Consider the following 19,402-nt stretch of genomic DNA (forward strand, 5'->3'; position numbering starts at 1 on the left):
ACCTGACACACTGCGCGGTATGCGCGTCTACCTCGCTGCCGACCACGCCGGCTACGAACTCAAGGTCCACCTCGCCCACCACCTCGCCACCCGCGGGTACGACGTGGTCGACGTCGGGCCGGCCGGCTTCGACCCGGACGACGACTACCCGGCGTTCTGCCTGCACGCCGGCGCCCGGGTGGTCGCCGACCCCGGCACCCTCGGCGTGGTCATCGGCGGCTCGGGCAACGGCGAGCAGATCGCCGCGAACAAGGTCGCCGGGGTCCGCGCGGCGCTGGCCTGGAGCGTGGACACCGCCCGGCTCGCCCGCGAGCACAACGACGCGAACATCGTCGGCGTCGGCGCCCGCCAGCACACGCTGGACGAGGCGACGGCGATCGTGGAGGCGTTCCTGACGACGCGGTTCAGCGGCGGGGACCGGCACGCGCGGCGGATCGCGCAGATCGCCGACTACGAGAAGTCGGGCGAGCTGCCGCCGCTGCCCTGACGCCGCCTCCCCGACGCCGCGCCGGCGGCGGGCATGGTCCGGCTGCCGGCGACCGGTCAGGTGCGGTAGCCGGGGAGGTCGGAGTCCGGGCGCCAGTTGCGCCGGACGATCGGCAGGTCCCGGTCCGCGGCGGCCAGGTCGGCGTCCGTGGGGCGGCATGCGTCGCGGGCGCGCAGGACCGCGCTGGCGGTGAGCTGGCTGGGCCCGGCGCCGACCAGCGCCCGCAGGCCGCGCTCGGTCTCGGCGTCCCGGTCGGGGCGGGCCCGCGGTACGCCGGCCGGCCGGCCCGGCGCCCCGGCCCGGTCCGGGTCCGGCGGCACCGGGCGGGACAGGTCCGGCGGCGCGGTGCGGGACGGGCCCGCGGTCCGGGGCGGGTCCGCGGCGCGGGAATCACCGGATCGGGTGGCCGCCCGCTCGGCCGGCGTCACCCGATCGGGCCGGCGGGGGGCGGGGCCGCGGCGGGGTACGCCGGGAGCCTGCCGCGCGGCGGTCCCGGACCGGGTGGCCGCGGAGTCGGCGGCCGCGGGTCCGCCGGCCGCGGCGGCGTCGGGTCGCCGGCCGCCGGACGCGTCGCCGGGGGCGGGCACGGGTCGGCGCGGCGGCGGGTACGGCCGGCGGGGCGGCGGAGCGGGAACGCGCGGCTCGTCGTCCATGCCGGGACCGTACTCCCGCACCGGCCGCCCGGAAAGGCATGGGCCATCCGCCCACCCCGGCCGTCGGCGGGGCCGCGCCCGCGCCGCCCCGCGCGGTGGACGCGCCCGGTGGAGGGGGACGGCTATCGTCGAATCGGACGGGCGCGCGCGGGTCGACCGATTCCATCCGGCGGACCGCGGTGGTCCGTTCACGGTCAGTGAGGAGTGCGCAGCATGGCGGACCGCACCGGACCGCCGGCGGACCTGCCGCCGGCGACCGACCCCTGGGCCGCCGCACGCCCGGATCCCGCACCGGGCGCCGCGGCACCCCCCGCGTACCGGCCGCCGGGTGCGGTGGACGCACCCCGGCCGCCGTACCCGGCCGGCGCACCCAGCCGGCCGGCACCGGCCGACCCGCCGCCGTACCGCCCACCGGCACCCGGCGGCACCAGCCCCGCGGGCCGGGCGTCCGCCGCGCACCCGACCGCCGTCCGCGCGGCCGGCGGCGACGAGCCCACGACCCCGAGCGGGGGCGTGCCCACCGGGCCCGCGCCGTGGCAGCTCCCCGGCTCGCCGAGCTACCACCGCGGCCGCGCCGTCGTCGGTGCCAGCGCCGCCCCGCCCCCCATGCAGACCACCTCCGAGTACCCGCCCGAACTGCGCGACGAGGCCGAGCGCGTGCTCGGCCCCACCCGCCCGCCGCGGGCCGTCCGGCGCCAGCAGCTCCGCCGGGGCGGCGCCTGGACCTGGTTCGGCGGCATCTTCGCGTTCATCTGCTGGGGCGTCTGGGCCATCTCCACCCGGGGCGGCGGCATCGCCGCGCCGGCTCTCGGCCTGGCCACCCTGGTCGTGGTGGCGCTGGGCGTGTTCGGCCTGTCCCGGCTGGTCGGCAGCGTCGTTCTGGAGCGCGGCCTCGGCCGGACCCGGCACAGCGCCTGGGGCGCCCACCTGATCACCGGCGCGTTCTGCGTGGCCACCGGCGTGGCCTACCTCGGCCAGACGCCCTGGCTGGTGGACGTCTGGAAGTTCCTCCGCGGCCTCGGCTGAGGGCGCGGCATGGACCCGGTCGACCTGATCGAGATCGGCGGCTCGCTGCTGGTGCTGACGGCGTTCGCGGCGGCCCAGCGCGGGCGGCTCGACGTCCGCTCGCCGCGGTACCTGCTGCTGAACCTCGTCGGCTCCGCCGTGCTCGCGGTCATCGCCCTGGCCCACGCCTCGTGGGGCTTCCTGCTGCTGGAGGGCGTGTGGGCGATCGTCTCGGCGGTCTCCCTGGTCGGCGTCCTGCGCGGCGGCGGCCGGGCGCCCGGCGACCGGCCGCACTGACCGACCACGCCCGGGCCCGATGCCGTACGGAGGGGTGGCCGGCGGCGGCCAGCGTGGCGGGGGCCGCTGGCCCCGCCGGAGGGGGAGCGGACCCGACGGCGGGGGAGAGCAGTGTCCGGACCGACGACCCGCGACGTGGTGACCGAGCTGCCGCACCGTCTCGCCGCCGGCGACCCGCAGCGCGGCGCCGAGCTTTACGCCCCCGCGGTCGACTGGCGGCTGTCCCGGCCCGCCGACGCCCACGGCGACCCGCGCACTCCCTGGATCCGCGACCGCGCCGCCCGGCGGGCCCGGCGGCCCACTGGCCGACCACCACGTCCCCGCGGCGGCGACGACGGTCCACCGCGCCCTCGCCGACTGACGCCGGGGGCGGGGTGCGGACGGATCGGGCCGGCGTGGCGGTACGGCGTTTCCGGGCGGGTCGCGGGCACTCGCCTGTCCGGGGCATTCGTCCGGTCCGGGACGGTGGCTAGGCTCGCTGGTATCCGCGAGTCGGAGGTGGACGATGCCCGAGCCCGCCGTACCCCATGACCCTCCCGACGAGGCCGAGCCTCCCGGTGAGCCCGTCACCACCGAAGAGCCCGCCACCCCGGACGAACCCGACGCGGGGCGTGGTCGGCGGGTCTGGCTGGCGGTACGGGAGCCGCTGAGCTGGCTGGCGGTGATCGCCGCGATCGCGGCCCTGTGCGGCGGCCTGGGGCTGCTGACCGGCGCCGACGAGCGGCCGGCGGGCCCGACCCACGTGCGCTGCACCCTGGGCATCTGCTGGACGAGCAGCGTTCCGTGACGGAGCGGGCGACGAGAATCGAACTCGCGTAATCAGTTTGGAAGAACGCCCGCCTTCGGCCGACATGACCGAATTCCCTGGTTGTGGATGCTGCCGTAGTGCTGCCCCGTGCCCGTTCGTGACCGCCGACGGACCGCCGTAGTGGCACGCCGATGGCACGGAGCACGGGCGCCAGCTATGCCCGCTACCTAGCTGTCATCCCGTCTGCCGTCGTCCCACCCGTGAGGGGTGTAGGGCTGCCCCGGGGTGGCAAGGTGGAGCGCCCCACGGACGTACGACCTTGCCACCCCGGGGCAGCCCTGCTCGGCTTGCCTGGGGCGTCGGCAGGCGGGATGACAGCGCCCCCGACCACCCACCACCGTGACGGCCGGCACACGCCCCGACCATCCCAGAGCAGGAGCGCCCCCGCCGGAGGCAAAGAACTTCTTTCCACTCGGCCGCGACGGGACCGCCGGCCAGGGGCGGAGCCGAAGCCCGCCCCTGATCTTGAGCTACCTGGCGCGGAGGGTGCAGGTGTCGCACTCCTGATGCGGGCCCATCCCGAAGTAGAGGTCGTGGATCACGTCGAGGTACGGCCCGGTGGTAAGCCGTCCGGCCTCGTGCTCGGCAGTCAGCGCCGAGATGAGGCGGTCCTTCTGGTTGTCGGATAGCGCGGGCGCGATGGTGTCCGAGTCGTACATCGTGGCCCCCTAGCGGGTCGGTGGTAGGTCGTCTGAGCGCAGCTCGACCGCGCCGCTGGCAGGCACGCAAGGATCGGCCCAATGAAATTGGGACGACCGCGAAGCGGTTTGCCTTGCGTGCCTGCCAGCGGTGTGGCCGCCTCCCGGCAGACGACCTGCCGCCGACCCGCGGTCGCCGCGATGTCCACCGACCCGGCGCCCCACCCCGGCTATCCCGCTGAGCAGGTCCCCGGCAACGCTGGTGAGCACCCCGCCCACCACCCCGACCCCAACCTCATCCCACCCGGCCCGCGGGCGGGCACAGACCCACGGCGCGGTGCCGTCGATGACGGGCGCCGATCCGGTTGTGGACGCGGATCAGGGCCCGCCACGCAAGCCGAGACCGGCCGAGGCCCGTTGGTCGGTACGAGTCGACTCGACATCGAGTCGGGGGAATGGCGACCCGGTGCCTGTGGCGTCCGCCCGCGCGCCCGAAGGGCGAAGCGTGGGCGGGTGCCGCAGGCACCGGACACGCCATCCCGCGCCGCGCGAAGCGCGGTGCCTTGATTCAGTACAGAACAATTCGGCAGTCAGACGGTCCAGGCCCAGCGACCGGCCCGTATCGCTGCGATGGTGGACGGACCACGGCGACGTAATGACCACCCGACTGTTGGCTGAGTATTGATCTTCACTCTCTCAAGGCACAAGGGCCACTCACCCGCCACCGAATCAAGCTGTCCAAACGAGTTCTTGGATCAGTTGTGCCGCCTGCCGAGGTGAGGTCTCAGTCGTGTCCAATGTAAGGTCGGCATTTTTCAGTGGCACAGTTTGATCCCAGGCCGATAACCGATCGCTCAGGTCAGTCCCCCCACGATTAGTAATACGACTTGCTGACTCTTCGCGACTGCACCATAGGTAGACTACTGACCATGTCGTTCCCGGCATCGCGTGTCTAACTGCATCGATACCCGCGGTCTGGCCGAGATGCACGACTGGAATACCGACCGCGAGAGCTGAGATCAGCCCTTCGCGGTCAATGGCGTAGGTAGCCCCGTATCGATGGTTTTCCCACACCAGAAGACCTGCGGACCTGAGGCGATCCATCTCAGCCAGAGTTATAATCCGGTAGCCGTCTGTCCGACCTGGTCCGGCCTTCAATCGCTTGAACAAGGCGAATATCGGATCAATCACATGCAGTACATCGGTGACCGTACTCTTGCCGGCGCCCGGTGGCCCGTACAGGATCAAGCCGACGCTCATGCTGAATCCTGATGACCAAGGATCTCACGCAGGAAGCTTCTAGCTTGAGTCGGTAGCGGGACACCGCTTGAGCAGTTGTCGATCACGTGGTGTGCGGCGGGCGGGCGGAACCCGATATCGATGCTGGCCAGGTAGCTCGGCCAATCGGCGAGCTTCGCAGAATCGCGTGCTGCTCCCCGATGCCTTACGTACGTGTGCATTGTCTCCGAGTCACAGTACAACCACACGAGCGTCGTTGTGGCATTGAACTCCTCGAAGCTCGCTTTTACGCGCTCGATCCACGCTAGATCATTGAACTCGCGCACAAATGGTGCGGTCACAACGGCGCTATTCCCGCATGCAACATTTTCTTCCGTGGCAGCAATAAGGGACTCATACTCGCGGGGGCGAATCTTGGTCAAATAGGTCGACGATTCTCGGTCGTGAGGCGACCGTCCGAGCTGTTCTAGTGCCGCCTCAACGACGGGTCGCGTTAAGGTGTCCTTATCGAGAATTGGCCATCCTGTGTTGCGAGCGAGAATGCGACCGAGTTCGGTTTTCCCGCTGCCGGCGTAGCCCCCAATCAACACGATATGCGGCTGAGCGGAACGGATTTCACGACGCCGGAGCTGCTCCGGTGCGTGGACAACGCGCTTGGAGCGGTCCTTGTTGACGATCATGCCGTCTTCCGCGAGGACTCGCATGGCCTCGTTGATCGTGAAGACGCTGACCCTCCACTGCTTCGCAAGCTCTCGGGTGGATGGCAAAACGTCCCCATGGCGAAGAACGCCCGCTTCGACTTTATTTCGAATGTTTCGTGCTACCTGCTGGTAGCGCGGATCGGGCTTGGTGAGCCGCTCATGGGCCGCCATCTCCCACCCTTCCGACTAGGCGTGACGCCGTTTGAGCGTATCAGCGACCTAACAGATGCGCCGTTGGGCAGCCTGCGGGTCCAGGTTTCCTGGTTGATCTAGGCATAACAGTTGCATGGTTTGGCTAACAACTGTTAGTGTGCTCTCAGCGGCGCCGATCGACCGGTGCTGATCAATCGATGGAGGTGGGCAGTGGCCCTCATTGGCGGACACCGTTTCAAGATCGCGTTCGGTGAGATGTTCCCGAACGGTTGTGTGCTGGTGCCGGACTCGATCGCTGAGGCGATGGACTTCGATGAGAAGTCGGGTCGGCGTACTCCGGCGAAGGACAAGGTCACTGGGCAGCGGGTGTATCAGTGCCGGGTGATGGACATGGATGAGCAGCTTGCGGGTCGATCGCGTGAGCTGACGGTCAAGGTGTTGGGGGATCACCAGCCGGCGCCGCCGGTGGGGCCGTTTCAGCCGGTGGAGTTCTCGGGGCTGATGGTCACGGCGTACGTGGGGCAGAACGGCCGGTTGGCGTACTCGCTGCGGGCGACGGGGATGTTCGCGCCGAAGAGTCAGGCGGAGTCGCGCGGCGAGGTCAAGGCTGCTGCGGGCGCGAAGGTGGGGGCCTGATGCCCTTCATGAACGAGAGTCGGCGGGCGGAGCTGCTGTCGATGTCGCCGGCTGGGCATCTGCGTGAGGCGGCGGCGATCGCTGCTACCCCGGTGTCCGCGGACAGCATGGTGGTTCGGCAGTTGGCGGTGACCAATGCGCTGCTGTTCGCGCTGGTCAAGTCGGCTGGGGTGGTGGCGTGATGGCGGCCCCGGTTCCGGCGCAGCGAACTCCGGTCGATGTGCTGCCGGCATGTGAGGCCGTGATCGGTGTGGGCGTCGCCGTGGCGACGCTGGGTCTTCCCACGCCGAGGACGATGAGGATGGACGCCGACCTGCGTGATCTAACTCTGTGCTTCGGGTCCGCGGAGGGCCTCGGCCTGTGGGTGGAGCACTTCGGTGTCGATGTCTGGCTCGTGACCGAACAGCCCTACGACCGGGGCGGGCGTCCGATGGTGCTGACCAATGCCTACGTGCGGTGTCCGTCGTGGCCCGGCTGGTCGATCCACCTGTCGTCGTGCCTGCCGGTGACCGAGCAGACGAGTTTCGTTCGTGGCGCTGCTGTGGCGGGCGCCTGATCGAGTTCGCGCGGGGCGGTCCCTGAGCCGTAGGAAGCCGGACCGCCCCGCTGCCCTCCCGAACCTCTTCGAGCCTGAAAGGGCGGTTTCATCATGCCTTCCAAGCGGTCGCGGCGCAGCGCCGTCACCCGTGCGAAGAAGTCGAAGTGCCCGCAGTGCCGGGCCATGTTCGCTCCGGCGGCGGCCGACGAGCTGCGCTGTGGCTTGTGCGTGGATCAGCTTGAGCTGCCGTTCCCGCCGACGCCGCCGGCGCGTGATGGGCGGGGTCGTTTCGTTTCCGCTGGTGGTGTCCGGTGAAGGGGACCCCGCTGTTCAACGTGCGTAAGTTCGCGGTTCCGGTGCCGTGGCCGCTGTTGGTCTTCGTTCTCGCGTTCGAGGTTGCGGTGTGCCTGGTCGGGGTGCTGTTCAGCCTCGTCACGGCGCTGTTCCGGTACCGGCGGGTTTTGCCCGAGCTGGCTGCGGGACTGCTGCTGATGGTGGCCGTGGACCGGTACGGCTGGCTGCCCACCACCCTCACCGTCGCGGCCTTGGTCGCGGTCCTGGCGCTCTGGTGGTGGCGGGGGCGGGCCTCGTGTCAGCGGCTGGTGTTGTGGCCGTTGCTGGCGCGGTGGCGGCGGCTGTGGGTGTACGGCAGGCAGTGGAACGAAACGCTGACCCTGACCGGGTTGGTCAAGGTCTACGAGGGTGGCCAGAAAGTTCCGGTGCTGCTGTCGGTGCGCTGCAACGACGCGACCGACGTGGTGCGGGTGCGGATGCCGCGGGGTCAGACCCCGGAGGTGTGGTACCGGCAGGCTCAGGCGCTGGCGCTGGCCTTCGGCACCCGGCACTGCCGCGTCTACAGCACCCGTCGTGATCCGGCTCCGGTTCGCTCCGGCCGGCTGGCGTGGCTGTGGCGGGCGGTGGATCGGATCAGGTTCCGGGATCGCCCCAGGCTGCTGTCGCTGGTGTTCATCCGCCGCGACCCGCTGCGCGCCGTCGTCGCCCCGCTGCCCGTGCCCACGACCCCGGACTTCACGCGCCTGCCGATGGGGCTGTGCGAGGACCTGTCGCTGTACCTGCTGCGGCTGCTGGCCACCCACGTCCTGATCATCGGCGCGACCCGGGCGGGCAAGGGGTCGGTCATCTGGTCGGTGATCCGCGCGGTGGCCGGCGGGGTCCTGTCCGGGCTGGTCCGGCTGTGGGTGATCGACCCCAAGGGCGGCATGGAAATGGCGCTGGGGGAGTCGCTGTTCAGCCGGTACGAGGACACCGACTTCACCGCGATGGCTCAGTTGCTCGATGACGCCATCGCGGAGATGAACCGCCGCAAGGCCCGTCTTCGCGGCAAGGTCCGCGTCCACGCCGCGTCCACCGACGAACCGCTGATCCTGATCGTCATCGATGAGCTGGCCGCACTGCTGGCCTACCTACAGGATGTCCGGCTCCGGGAGCGGATCACTCAGTCGTTGGCGATCCTGCTGTCGCAGGGTGCCGGCCTCGGTGTGCTGGTCGTTGGCGCGACGCAGGACCCCCGCAAGGAAGTGCTGTCGCTGCGGGACCTGTTCCCGACCCGGATCGCGCTGCGCCTCAACGACGCTGATCAGGTCGACATGTCGCTGGGGCTCGGCTCCCGATCCCGCGGCGCGCTGGCCGATCACATCCCGCGGACCATGCCCGGTACCGCGTACGTCGTGCTGTCCGACCGTCCCGAACCGGTCCGGGTCCGGTTCTCGTTCGTCGATGACGACCTGATCCGCGACATGGCGGCCACCTACCCCGCCCCGACCCCGGCACCCGTGCCGCTGGTACCGAAGCAGGCCACCCCCGCGAAGCCGGCCCGCCCGGTTGATCGGGACCGGACCGTGTACCGGCCGACCCGGCCGCTGCTGCCCGACAGCCTGCTCGGCGCACTCAACCCGGACCGGCGCGATGACCTCGGGGAGTCGGCATGATCCCCGACGCTGACCCGCCCCGGCTGATGCCGTTCGCTGACGAGCCCGACCCGGAACCGCGCCGTTTCTACCGGCTCCGCGCCCCCGACGTCGAGCGCACCTCGACCGCGATCACCGTACGCGTCACCCCCGGTGAGGGCCTCTACGTCGCCGTTGGCGCCGGGCGTCGCCGGATGGCCCTGACCACCGAAGAAGCGTGGGCGCTGTGGCGCTGTCTGTCCGAGGCGATCGCGTCGACGGGTACCCCGCCGGACTGGATTCAGGTCCACGTCAACCCCACCCCCCGCTGACCTTCCCCGCCCCGAACAGGGGCACGGCGCGCTGCGCCCACACGACTCGGAGCCGACCATGAAAAACACGACTCGTACCCGCCGCCTCCACCGACTCCCCACCCCCGCACCCTGCGCCGCCTGCGTCGGCGACGGCTGCCACGCCTGCGACCCCACCCGCGACCCGCTGATCACCACCATCCGCCGGCACGCCGCCGACCTGGCCGCCGAGGACACCGACGGCTACGGGCTGGGGTGGGCGGCATGAGCCACCAACTGTGGTCCTGGCTGCTCACCGCGGTCGGTGTCACCGGCCTGTGGCTGGCCGGACAGGGCCTCTGGATCGGCTGGGCCGTCGGTCTGGCCTCCCAACTGCTGTGGCTGGCCTACTCGATCACCACGGCGCAGTGGGGGTTCCTGGCCTCCTGCTTCGTCTACGGCACCGTCCACGCCTGCAACTTGTGCCGCAACCTGCGCCAACGCGCCGCCGACACCGGCGCCGACAACACGGGGGAGGCGGCCCGATGATCCGCCGTCACTGGATGCGCGCCCGCCCGAGCTGCCCGAGCTGGTGCCCGCAGGACCACCGCTGCACGGCCCGACACGGCTACCCCTCCGGGGAACACCGCTCCGCCCCGATCATCTGGCACACCGGCTACGGCGCAATCCACGTCGCCGCCGTCGCCCCGCTGACCGGAACCCCCCGGATCGAGATGACCACGGTCCTGCGCCTGGACCCCGACCGGTACACCGACCACGCCCGTGCCCTCGTGCCGTCCGTCGACCGCGCCGTCCGGGCCGTCCTGTCCGCAGCCCTGCCCGGGAGGGAGACGACATGAACTTCATCCGCGTCCGGATCATCGGGACCCCCGCCGACTGCGCCACCACCGTGACCCGGCTCCGCGACGTCCTGGCCGTGGTCGACATCTCCCGCTTCCTGCCCTGCCGTGATCGGCCCGGCCAGGTCCGCGTCTACCTCGTCGCCGCCGAAACCGAGAGGGAGGGCCACCGATGACCACCGCTGTCCTCCCCGCCCCGGCGGCCGAACCACGGCCCGGCTCCCGGACTGCCCGGCTGGCTGTCCCGATGAAGGTCGACATCCTGCGTGACTACGCCCGTGAGCTGGGCGTGTGCCTCAAGCCGGTGTTGCTGCGGCGGATCTGCACCACGACCGGTGTCACGTCGGTGTTGGAGATCCCGTGTGGTGCCCGGTTGGCGTCGAAGTGCGGGCCGTGCGCTGAGCGGAACCGGCGTATCCGGTTGCAGCAGATCCGGGCCGGCTGGCACCTCGATACCGAACCCGTCCCCGCCCCTCAACCGGCCGACGACGAGATGCGGACCCTCGTCGCGGTCCGGGCTGATCTGGAACACGCCCGCGCCCACGCCGGTGCCACCTCCGATTGGGTGGAGGTGACCGCGTGTGATGAGGCGATCGGGGAGATCGAGGAGTACATGTCCGGGCTCGGGCTGCGCGGGACTGCCGGCCCCACCACGGCCGAGGATCGGAAGGCCAAGCCGCGTAAGCAGCGCACGACCCGCCGCCGTGAGGACGCACCCGACCTGCCCAACCTGACCGTGGATCGGGGGCGCACGGTCGGTCGGGCGTTCACGGCACCGGATGGGCGCACCTACCGGCCGTCGATGTTCCTGACGCTGACTCTGGACTCCTACGGGCCGGTCCATACCCCGCGTCGTCCCGGTCGCCCGGCGTGCGGGTGCGGGGTCATGCATCACCGCGACGACCCGACCGTGGGTACGCCGCTGGACCCGGACACCTACGACTACCGGCGGGCCGCCCTGGATGCGATCCACGGGGCGAAGGTCGTGGACCGGTTCTGGCAGAACCTGCGCCGCGCCACCGGCATCAACGTCCAGTACGCCGGCAGCGTCGAACTGCAACGCCGGCTGGCGCCGCACTGGCACTTCGCCATGCGCGGCACCTTCCCCCGCCGGCTGCTCGCCGAGGTCGCCGCCGCCACCTATCACCAAGTGTGGTGGCCGGACCATCGTGAACCGGTGTACTCGCCCGACCAGGCGCCGACCTGGGACGCCGACGCAGGCGGCTACGTCGACCCCGACACCGGCAGGCTGCTGCCCACCTGGGATCAGGCCATGGACGACCTCGACCACCAAGGCACCGACGCTGAACCCGCGCACGTCGTCTGGCTCGGCAAGATCGACGCCAAGGGCGTCAACGCCGGTAGCCAGGACGCCGAGCGGACGGTCCGCTACGTGACCAAGTACATCGCCAAGGATCTGACCGACACCGTGAAGCCGGGCAACGACCGGGCACGGCAGCACTTCGACCGGCTCCACGCCGAACTCGTTCACCTGCCCTGCACACCCGGCTGCCCGAACTGGCTGCTCTACGGCATCCAACCGGCCAACTGCGACGGCAGCGAGAAGCGGCCCGGCCTGTGCCGCGGGAAGGTCCACCGCCGGGAAACCCTCGGCTTCACCGGCCGCCGCGTCCTCATCTCCCGGCAGTGGGCCGACAAGACCCTCACCGACATCCGCGAGGACAACCGCGCTTGGGTCCGCGCGCTCCTGGCCGACACCGACGGCGAAATCCCCGACGGCCCCGTACCCCGGGACGGCCAGTACGTGTACGAGTTCGCCAAGACCACCGACGCCGACGTACCACCACAACGCGTCCGCCTCATGACCGCCATCGCCACCCGCAACCAATGGCGCCGATCACTCGACCAGGCAAAACAGCGACACGCCGAACTCTCGGCAACAGAAGAAAGGAAGGCGGCATGAGCGCCGGGGGAGTCGTGAGGATCGGGCCTGAGCTGCTGACGTCGGATGAGGTGGCGGCCCGGCTGCGCTGTACGACGCGGTTCGTTCGTCGGCTCGTGGCGGATCGGCGGATCGCCTTCGTCAAGGTCGGCCGCAGTGTGCGGTTCGAGGAAGCGGCGTTGGTTGCCTACGTCGAACGCCATCGGGTCGCATCGCTCAGCCGGGCAGAGGTGCGGCTGGCCTTTCTGCGGGGCGAGGCGGCAGCCTGATGGCGAACAAGCCCGGACGGCGGCGCTTCGGCAGCGTCCGCAAGCTCCCCTCGGACCGCTGGCAGGCGCGGTACCAGGGCCCTGACGGACTCACCCGTACCGCGCCGCAGACGTTCGAGTCGGAGAAGAAGGCCGCCAAGTGGCTGACGTTGGTCGAAGCTGAGGTCATCCGAGGTGAGTGGGTAGCCCCGGAGGCAGGCAGCATCCTGCTGGACGAGTACGCCCCGCGCTGGATCGCTGAGCGCAAGTTGTCGCCCCGCACCCGCGAGAACTACGAGGATCTGTACCGGCTGAACATCGCCGCGTACCTCGGCAACCTCGCCCTGGGTGCGATCCGACCGGCCACCATCCGGAGCTGGCGCAAGCGAATCCTCGATGACGGTCGCCCGGAGCCGCAGGCCGTGAAGGCGTACTGCGTCCTTCGCGCGGTCCTGAACACCGCATTGAAAGAAGACGGGATCATTCGGGACAACCCGTGCCGTATTCGCGGCTACGACCGCTACCACACTCCGGAGCGGCCGACGGTCGGGATCGTCAAGGTCTACGAGCTGGCCGGCGCGATGCCGGATCGGTTCCGGGCGCTGGTGCTGCTCGCTGCGCTCTCCGGCCTGCGCTGGGGTGAGCTGATCGCACTACGACGCAGCGACCTCGACCTCACGGCCGGCACCGTGCGAGTCCAGCGCAAGTTGGCCACGCTCCGCAGCGGGAAGACGGAGTTCGGACCGCCGAAGACCGACAGCGGTGTCCGCACGGTGGCGCTACCGGAATCGGCAGTGGCCGCGCTCCGGACGCACTTCGGTGCCGGGTTCGTTCACGACGGGCCTGATGGTCTGGTCTTCACCGGCGCCAAGAACGCGCTCTTGCGATCCGGTACCTGGGCGCGGGCGGTGGCGTGGCGGTCAACGCTCGACCGGCTCGGCTTTCCGAAGGGCTTTCACTTCCATGATCTTCGGCATACGGGCAACACGTTGGCTTCCACCACGGGCGCCAGTACGCGGGAGCTGATGCACCGAATGGGCCACGCCAGCATGCGTGCCGCGTTGATCTACCAGCACGCAACCCGTGAGCGCGATGCGGAGATCGCCCGTGGGATCGACCAGCGCATCGCCAGGGCCACGGGGCAGCGCCCGGTCCGTGAGGAGACCTCGCCTGACGGGGAGAGGGTAGAGCCGCGCGGCGGCTAATGGCACGCCAATGGCACGCAAGATCGAAGAAGGCTGGAACTGACAGCGGCCCAGGTCCGGGGATAATGCCCCTGGCCTGGGCCGCTGTCATGTGGAGCGGGCGACGAGAATCGAACTCGCGTAATCAGTTTGGAAGACTGAGGCTCTACCATTGAGCTACGCCCGCGCGGCGCCGGCGGCCGGCGCACCGCACCAGGGTACTGAATCGCCCGCCCCGGCGCCCACCCGGCCACCCCGCCCGTGGCCGGGGCCACCCACGCCCGCCCGAGCGCAGCACATAGACTGCACCTCGCCACGGGGTGTGGCGCAGCTTGGTAGCGCACTCGCTTTGGGAGCGAGGGGCCGTGGGTTCAAATCCCGCCACCCCGACTGTCCGTCACCCGCTGTCGGTGCGTCTGGTCGCGCCCGCGGGCAATACCGACCGACCCCATCAGCAAGGAGTACGCCTGTGAACAGCACCGTCGAGACTCTCAGCGCGACCCGCGTGCGGCTCGCCATCGAGGTGCCGTGGGCCGACCTGGAGCCGAGCCTGAAGAAGGCGTACCGGGCGATCGCGCAGCAGGTGACCATCCCCGGCTTCCGCCGGGGCAAGGTGCCGGCCGCCGTCATCGACCAGCGGGTCGGCCGCGGCGCGGTGCTCAACGAGGCCATCCAGGAGGCGATCCCGCAGCAGCTCGTCGCCGCGTACCGCGAGCACGAGCTGAAGACGCTCGGCCGCCCGGACGTCGAGGTCGCCGAGGTCACCGACGGCGAGCCGCTGAAGTTCACCGCCGAGGTCGACGTCCGGCCCGAGGTCACCCTGCCCGACCCGGCCACCCTCGAGGTGACCGTGGACGAGGTGCAGGTCGCCGACTCGGACGTCGACGAGCAGGTGGACGGCCTGCGCCAGCGGTTCGCCACGCTGAAGACCGTCGAGCGGGCCGCCGCCGACGGCGACTACGTGCAGATCGACCTCAACGCGACCGTCGACGGCGAGGACGTGCCCGGCGGCAGCGCCGAGAACATCTCCCACGAGGTCGGCAGCAAGCAGCTCCTGGAGGGGCTGGACGAGGCCCTGGTCGGCCTGGCCGCCGGCGACGGCGCCACCTTCGAGACGGCCCTGGTCGGCGGCGAGTACGCCGGCCGCACCGCCGAGGTGAAGGTGCACGTCCGGACGGTGAAGGAGAAGGAGCTGCCGGCGCTGGACGACGAGTTCGCCCAGCTCGCCAGCGAGTTCGACACCCTGGACGAGCTGCGCGCCGACAGCCGCGAGCGGCTGACCCGGGTCAAGCGGGTCGAGCAGCTCTACGCCGCCCGGGACAAGGTCCTGGAGGCCCTGGTCGCGGCGACCGACGTCCCGGCGCCGGAGGGGGTCGTCCGCGAGGAGGTCGAGCACCGCAAGCAGGCGATGGTCGACCAGTTGGAGCGGATGGGCGCCAACCTGGAGGGGTACCTGGCCTCCGAGGAGAAGACCGAGGAGCAGCTCGACACCGAGCTGAACGAGGCCGCGGTCGAGGCCGTCAAGATCCAGATCATCCTGGACGCGCTCGCCGAGGCCGAGAAGGTCGAGGTCAGCGACGACGAGTTCGGCCGGGAGATCGTCCAGCGGGCGCAGCGGGCCGGGCTCCAGCCGCAGCAGTACTACGACCAGCTCGCCCGCGCCGGCACGGCCGGGGCGGTCTACGGCGACGTGCGCCGGGGCAAGGCCCTGACGCTGCTGCTGGAGAAGGCGAAGCTCACCGACTCGGCCGGCAACACGATCGACCCGAACGCCGCCGTGGGCGGCAGCGCGGCCGCCGCGGAGTAGCCGGGGCACGGGGGCCTGTTCCGCCCTGCGCTTTGAGCGAACAGGCCCCGTTGGCGGCCCGGCGGGCGCCCCCGACCGGCTAGGGTCGGGGCACGACAGACGTAGCGCCGACCCGCGCTCCGCCCGGACGCCCGCCGCGGCGTCGGAGGGCCGCCGGGACGGCCGCCGGACGGCGAAGGGCTGCCATGACTGACCTACACCTCCCCGCCTCCCCGCAGCTCCGCGGGGGTGGTGACCAGCTCGCGAGCCTGGACGACTCCGTCTTCAACCGGCTGCTGAAGGAGCGCATCATCCTCCTCGGCAGCGAGGTGACCGACCAGGTGGCCAACCGGATCTGCGCCCAGCTCCTGCTGCTCGCCGCGGAGGACCCGGAGCGGGACATCTTCCTGTACATCAACTCGCCGGGCGGCTCGGTCTACTCCGGCATGGCGATCTACGACACGATGCAGTACATCAAGAACGACGTGGCCACCTGCGCGATGGGCATGGCGGCGTCGATGGGCCAGCTCCTGCTGTGCGCCGGCGCGAAGGGCAAGCGGTACGCGCTGCCGCACGCGCGGATCATGATGCACCAGCCGTCGGGCGGCGTCGGCGGCACGGCCGCGGACATCGCCATCCAGGCGGAGCAGATGCTGTACACGAAGAAGATGTTCCAGGAGCGGGTCGCCTTCCACACGGGACAGACGCCCGAGCAGATCGAGGCGGACTCGGACCGGGACCGCTGGTTCACCGCCCAGGAGGCGCTGGACTACGGCTTCATCGACAAGCTGATCACCGGAGCCAGTCAGGTTCCGCAGGGCGCCGGCACGCTGAGCTGAGGAAGGTACCGACGATGCTTGATCCGATCCTGCCCCCGTCCCTGATGCAGGTGCACAACCGGTACGTGCTGCCGTCGTTCGTGGAGCGCACCTCGTACGGGATCAAGGAGTCCAACCCGTACAACAAGATGTTCGAGGACCGGATCATCTTCCTCGGCGTCCAGGTCGACGACGCGTCCGCCAACGACGTGATGGCCCAGCTCATCACGCTGGAGGGCACCGACCCGGACCGCGACATCACGATGTACATCAACTCGCCCGGCGGCTCGTTCACGGCCATGACGGCGATCTACGACACCATGCAGTACGTCCGCCCGGACATCACCACGGTCTGCCTCGGGCAGGCCGCGTCGGCCGCGGCGGTGCTGCTGGCCGCCGGTACGCCGGGCAAGCGGATGGCGCTGCCGAACTCGCGGATCATCATCCACCAGCCGGCCACCGAGGGCGGCTACGGCCAGGGTTCGGACATCGAGATCCAGGCGCGCGAAATACTGCGCATGCGGACATTGCTGGAGAATCTGCTCTCGCAGCACTCGAAGCAGGCGATCGAGAAGGTCCGCAAGGACATCGATCGTGACAAGATCATGACGGCCGCCGAGGCGTGCGAGTACGGGCTGGTCGACACCGTGCTGGCCAGCCGGAAGAAGGGCCTGGTGTCCGCTTAGCGGGCCGGATTCCCGGTTTCCGCGGGCCGGCCGGTGGGCGTCGTTCGCCGGCCGGCCCCGGACACACCCGCCGCCGGGGGTCGGAGAAATCCGTCGGAGCGGGTAACGTCGAATCCATGTCGGCATCGAGTGCGCGGCAAGTGGGCACTCGATGGACGTGAACACTCGACTGATGGGGTGTTCTCGGATCGCGGACGTCCCCGGACGATAGGGATGTGTGTGACGGACCATCCTCACGCCGCTGCGTACGCGCGGCGCCGAGTGCAGGGAGATGCGTAGGTGGCACGGATCGGTGACGGCGGCGACCTACTGAAGTGCTCCTTCTGCGGCAAGTCGCAGAAGCAGGTCAAGAAGCTCATCGCGGGGCCGGGGGTCTACATCTGCGATGAGTGCATCGATCTCTGCAACGAGATCATCGAGGAGGAGCTCGCCGAGTCCGGCGAGGTGAAGTGGGACGAACTCCCCAAGCCTCGCGAGATCTGCCAGTTCCTCGACTCGTACGTCGTCGGCCAGGACGCCGCCAAGAAGGCGCTGGCCGTCGCCGTCTACAACCACTACAAGCGGATCCAGGCCGAGGCGGGGTCCAGCGGCGGCGCGGACGCCGTCGAGCTGGCCAAGTCGAACATCCTGCTGATCGGCCCGACCGGCTGCGGCAAGACGCACCTGGCGCAGACGCTGGCGCGGATGCTGAACGTCCCGTTCGCCATCGCCGACGCGACCGCGCTGACCGAGGCCGGGTACGTCGGCGAGGACGTCGAGAACATCCTGCTCAAGCTCATCCAGGCGGCGGACTACGACGTCAAACGGGCGGAAACCGGCATCATCTACATCGATGAGGTCGACAAGATCGCCCGCAAGTCGGAGAACCCGTCCATCACCCGGGACGTCTCGGGCGAGGGCGTGCAGCAGGCGCTGCTGAAGATCCTGGAGGGCACGGTGGCCAACGTGCCGCCGCAGGGCGGGCGCAAGCATCCGCACCAGGAGTTCATCCAGATCGACACGACCAACGTGCTGTTCATCTGCGGCGGGGCGTTCGCCGGCCTGGACCAGATCATCGAGTCGCGCACCGGCAAGGGCGGCGTCGGCTTCGGCGCCCACCTGCGCGCGGTGTCCGAACGCTCGACCGACGACATCTTCGGCCAGGTCATGCCCGAGGACCTGCTCAAGTTCGGGCTCATCCCCGAGTTCGTCGGCCGATTGCCCGTGCTCACGAACGTGCGCAGCCTCGACCGCGAGGCGCTGGTGCAGATCCTCACCGCGCCGCGCAACGCGCTGGTCAAGCAGTACCAGCGGCTGTTCGAGCTGGACGGCGTCGAGCTGGAGTTCGAGCAGCCCGCGCTGGAGGCCATCGCCGACCAGGCGCTGCTGCGCGGTACCGGCGCCCGCGGCCTACGGGCGATCATGGAAGAGGTCCTGCTCAGCGTCATGTACGAGGTGCCGAGCAATCCGGACGCCGCCCGGGTGCTCGTCACCCGCGAGGTGGTCCTGGAGAACGTGTACCCGACGATCGTCCCGCGCGACTTCGTCGGCCGGCGGGCGCGCCGCGACCGCGAGGAGAAGTCCGCCTGAGGCGGCCGTAGTACGACCGTTCGCACCGCCCGCCGGCGTCGCCGGCCGGGCGGTGCGGCCGTTTCGGCGGGCCACCCGTGGGGCGGTGGCGGAACCGCCCTGCTGCGGCCACAGCGGCCGGACTGCCGGTGTGCGTGGGCCGCGTCGGCGTAGTGCCTGGTCAGCGAGGTGTGCCGGCCGTACCGCGGCCCGCGCGGGTGGACGGGCGGTCGAGAGTGTGACCCGGGCCATAGAGCGTCGATTTGACGCCGAGGTGACGGACCGCGTAACTTTCTCTCTGCCAGCGGGGAACGGACAAAACAGCCGGAACTCAGCGAACCAAGCTGAAGAAGGCAAACGGTCCGGTCCACGCAGGCGGGGAGCGACGGAGCGCACCGGTACGGAAGTGCCGGAGACGACCTGGCTCCCACGGGCGGTGCGAAGCGGATCGAAACAGGATTTGCCAACGCGGAGCCGACCGAGTAAGGTAGCTAAGCCGGCAGGAGCCGGGCGGGCCACCGCTCAGCGACACCCTCGGGTGGCGCGAGCGACGAGGCCGGCCGGTCTGCCAGAAACTTGAACTGCTAAGCTTCAACCGAAGCAGTTTGCAAGGAATCGGGCAAGGCGCCGATTTGACAGGCGCGAAATTGACCGAATAAGCTAGCAAACAACCCCGGAAAGAACGCCGGTAAAATCGGCCGCCTCAACGGTGCGTGTTTGTTCTTTGAGAACTCAACAGGGTGTTTTCTTTAGGATGCCAGTGCCATTATGAAATGGCAGCAAGTTAGTTATTGTTGCCGGGTTTTGAGTTTTTCAACGAAGGTTTTTGTTGGAGAGTTTGATCCTGGCTCAGGACGAACGCTGGCGGCGTGCTTAACACATGCAAGTCGAGCGGAAAGGCCCTTTCGGGGGTACTCGAGCGGCGAACGGGTGAGTAACACGTGAGTAACCTACCCTTGATTTTGGGATAACCCTCGGAAACGGGGGCTAATACCGGATATGACCTTTCACCGCATG

General features: G+C 70.0%; 24 protein-coding genes, 2 tRNA genes and 1 rRNA gene. 22 read left to right on the forward strand and 5 right to left on the reverse strand.

Annotated elements, in window-relative coordinates:
* Window positions 1-19: 19 nt before the first annotated feature.
* Window positions 20-487: a ribose-5-phosphate isomerase gene (locus IEY94_RS12110; RefSeq protein ID WP_189170203.1), complete on the forward strand. Its 468-nt coding sequence runs from the start codon at window positions 20-22 to the stop codon at window positions 485-487.
* Window positions 488-543: 56 nt separating this feature from the next.
* Here IEY94_RS12110 and IEY94_RS12115 read toward each other — a convergent pair whose 3' ends face one another.
* On the reverse strand, window positions 544-1,140 hold the full coding sequence (locus IEY94_RS12115; RefSeq protein WP_229783670.1) for a hypothetical protein: 597 nt from the start codon (window positions 1,138-1,140) through the stop codon (window positions 544-546).
* A 213-nt stretch (window positions 1,141-1,353) separates the two neighbouring features.
* Here IEY94_RS12115 and IEY94_RS12120 point away from each other — a divergent pair, with 213 nt between their 5' ends.
* The 3 genes from IEY94_RS12120 to IEY94_RS12130 all read left to right on the forward strand — a co-directional run bounded on the left by IEY94_RS12120 (window position 1,354) and on the right by IEY94_RS12130 (window position 3,229).
* A complete protein-coding gene (locus IEY94_RS12120; RefSeq protein ID WP_189170204.1) occupies window positions 1,354-2,166 on the forward strand; it encodes a hypothetical protein in 813 nt (270 codons plus the stop codon).
* 9 nt (window positions 2,167-2,175) lie between these two features.
* Entirely contained in the window at window positions 2,176-2,442 is a 267-nt protein-coding gene (locus IEY94_RS12125; RefSeq protein ID WP_189170205.1) for a CBU_0592 family membrane protein, read from the forward strand.
* A 505-nt stretch (window positions 2,443-2,947) separates the two neighbouring features.
* Window positions 2,948-3,229 (forward strand): hypothetical protein, encoded by a 282-nt coding sequence (locus IEY94_RS12130; RefSeq protein WP_189170206.1) that lies wholly within the window; start codon window positions 2,948-2,950, stop codon window positions 3,227-3,229.
* A 491-nt stretch (window positions 3,230-3,720) separates the two neighbouring features.
* On the opposite strand, the gene IEY94_RS12135 is transcribed toward IEY94_RS12130, so the two are convergent.
* The 3 genes from IEY94_RS12135 to IEY94_RS12145 all read right to left on the reverse strand — a co-directional run bounded on the left by IEY94_RS12135 (window position 3,721) and on the right by IEY94_RS12145 (window position 5,999).
* Entirely contained in the window at window positions 3,721-3,909 is a 189-nt protein-coding gene (locus IEY94_RS12135) for a hypothetical protein (protein WP_189170207.1), read from the reverse strand.
* A 708-nt stretch (window positions 3,910-4,617) separates the two neighbouring features.
* The gene (locus IEY94_RS12140) at window positions 4,618-5,148 is read right to left on the reverse strand and encodes a nucleoside/nucleotide kinase family protein (protein WP_189170208.1); all 531 of its coding nucleotides are present in this window, start codon (window positions 5,146-5,148) and stop codon (window positions 4,618-4,620) included.
* Window positions 5,145-5,999 carry a GntR family transcriptional regulator gene (locus IEY94_RS12145; RefSeq protein ID WP_189170209.1) on the reverse strand — a complete coding sequence of 285 codons (855 nt, stop codon included), beginning with the start codon at window positions 5,997-5,999 and terminating at the stop codon, window positions 5,145-5,147. The genes IEY94_RS12140 and IEY94_RS12145 overlap by 4 nt, the downstream gene beginning before the upstream one ends.
* Window positions 6,000-6,191: 192 nt before the next feature.
* Between IEY94_RS12145 and IEY94_RS12150 the strand changes: the two genes are divergently transcribed.
* From IEY94_RS12150 to IEY94_RS12205, 12 genes are all read left to right on the forward strand, one after another.
* On the forward strand, window positions 6,192-6,617 hold the full coding sequence (locus tag IEY94_RS12150) for a transcriptional regulator (protein ID WP_189170210.1): 426 nt from the start codon (window positions 6,192-6,194) through the stop codon (window positions 6,615-6,617).
* Window positions 6,617-6,799 carry a hypothetical protein gene (locus IEY94_RS12155; RefSeq protein ID WP_189170211.1) on the forward strand — a complete coding sequence of 61 codons (183 nt, stop codon included), beginning with the start codon at window positions 6,617-6,619 and terminating at the stop codon, window positions 6,797-6,799. Before IEY94_RS12150 ends, IEY94_RS12155 begins: the two co-directional genes overlap by 1 nt.
* Before the next feature lie 119 nt (window positions 6,800-6,918).
* Entirely contained in the window at window positions 6,919-7,173 is a 255-nt protein-coding gene (locus tag IEY94_RS12160) for a hypothetical protein (RefSeq protein WP_189170212.1), read from the forward strand.
* A 293-nt stretch (window positions 7,174-7,466) separates the two neighbouring features.
* Complete coding sequence (locus IEY94_RS12165) at window positions 7,467-9,104, forward strand: type IV secretory system conjugative DNA transfer family protein (protein ID WP_189170213.1); 1,638 nt, start codon at window positions 7,467-7,469, stop codon at window positions 9,102-9,104.
* On the forward strand, window positions 9,101-9,394 hold the full coding sequence (locus IEY94_RS12170; RefSeq protein ID WP_229783671.1) for a spread protein: 294 nt from the start codon (window positions 9,101-9,103) through the stop codon (window positions 9,392-9,394). Before IEY94_RS12165 ends, IEY94_RS12170 begins: the two co-directional genes overlap by 4 nt.
* A 58-nt stretch (window positions 9,395-9,452) precedes the next feature.
* Entirely contained in the window at window positions 9,453-9,641 is a 189-nt protein-coding gene (locus IEY94_RS12175) for a hypothetical protein (protein ID WP_189170214.1), read from the forward strand.
* Window positions 9,638-9,901: a hypothetical protein gene (locus IEY94_RS12180; RefSeq protein WP_189170215.1), complete on the forward strand. Its 264-nt coding sequence runs from the start codon at window positions 9,638-9,640 to the stop codon at window positions 9,899-9,901. Before IEY94_RS12175 ends, IEY94_RS12180 begins: the two co-directional genes overlap by 4 nt.
* Window positions 9,898-10,212: a hypothetical protein gene (locus IEY94_RS12185; RefSeq protein ID WP_189170216.1), complete on the forward strand. Its 315-nt coding sequence runs from the start codon at window positions 9,898-9,900 to the stop codon at window positions 10,210-10,212. Before IEY94_RS12180 ends, IEY94_RS12185 begins: the two co-directional genes overlap by 4 nt.
* Window positions 10,209-10,388 (forward strand): hypothetical protein, encoded by a 180-nt coding sequence (locus IEY94_RS12190; RefSeq protein ID WP_189170217.1) that lies wholly within the window; start codon window positions 10,209-10,211, stop codon window positions 10,386-10,388. Before IEY94_RS12185 ends, IEY94_RS12190 begins: the two co-directional genes overlap by 4 nt.
* Complete coding sequence (locus IEY94_RS12195) at window positions 10,385-12,136, forward strand: replication initiator (protein ID WP_189170218.1); 1,752 nt, start codon at window positions 10,385-10,387, stop codon at window positions 12,134-12,136. The genes IEY94_RS12190 and IEY94_RS12195 overlap by 4 nt, the downstream gene beginning before the upstream one ends.
* A complete protein-coding gene (locus tag IEY94_RS12200) occupies window positions 12,133-12,384 on the forward strand; it encodes a helix-turn-helix domain-containing protein (RefSeq protein WP_189170219.1) in 252 nt (83 codons plus the stop codon). The genes IEY94_RS12195 and IEY94_RS12200 overlap by 4 nt, the downstream gene beginning before the upstream one ends.
* Window positions 12,384-13,568: a tyrosine-type recombinase/integrase gene (locus tag IEY94_RS12205; protein WP_189170220.1), complete on the forward strand. Its 1,185-nt coding sequence runs from the start codon at window positions 12,384-12,386 to the stop codon at window positions 13,566-13,568. Before IEY94_RS12200 ends, IEY94_RS12205 begins: the two co-directional genes overlap by 1 nt.
* Before the next feature lie 92 nt (window positions 13,569-13,660).
* Here IEY94_RS12205 and IEY94_RS12210 read toward each other — a convergent pair.
* Window positions 13,661-13,734 (reverse strand) — tRNA-Gly (locus tag IEY94_RS12210).
* Between the two features lie 129 nt (window positions 13,735-13,863).
* Here IEY94_RS12210 and IEY94_RS12215 point away from each other — a divergent pair.
* The 6 genes from IEY94_RS12215 to IEY94_RS12240 all read left to right on the forward strand — a co-directional run.
* Window positions 13,864-13,937 (forward strand) — tRNA-Pro (locus IEY94_RS12215).
* 79 nt (window positions 13,938-14,016) lie between these two features.
* Complete coding sequence (gene tig, locus IEY94_RS12220) at window positions 14,017-15,354, forward strand: trigger factor (protein ID WP_189170221.1); 1,338 nt, start codon at window positions 14,017-14,019, stop codon at window positions 15,352-15,354.
* A 185-nt stretch (window positions 15,355-15,539) separates the two neighbouring features.
* Window positions 15,540-16,172 carry an ATP-dependent Clp protease proteolytic subunit gene (locus IEY94_RS12225; protein WP_189170222.1) on the forward strand — a complete coding sequence of 211 codons (633 nt, stop codon included), beginning with the start codon at window positions 15,540-15,542 and terminating at the stop codon, window positions 16,170-16,172.
* Between the two features lie 14 nt (window positions 16,173-16,186).
* Window positions 16,187-16,837: an ATP-dependent Clp protease proteolytic subunit gene (locus IEY94_RS12230; protein ID WP_189170223.1), complete on the forward strand. Its 651-nt coding sequence runs from the start codon at window positions 16,187-16,189 to the stop codon at window positions 16,835-16,837.
* A gap of 279 nt (window positions 16,838-17,116) precedes the next feature.
* On the forward strand, window positions 17,117-18,406 hold the full coding sequence (clpX, locus tag IEY94_RS12235) for an ATP-dependent Clp protease ATP-binding subunit ClpX (RefSeq protein WP_189170224.1): 1,290 nt from the start codon (window positions 17,117-17,119) through the stop codon (window positions 18,404-18,406).
* A gap of 805 nt (window positions 18,407-19,211) precedes the next feature.
* Window positions 19,212-19,402, forward strand: a 16S ribosomal RNA gene (locus tag IEY94_RS12240); the annotation flags it as partial.

The organism is Pilimelia anulata, from assembly GCF_014647895.1.
GTDB lineage: Bacteria > Actinomycetota > Actinomycetes > Mycobacteriales > Micromonosporaceae > Pilimelia > Pilimelia anulata.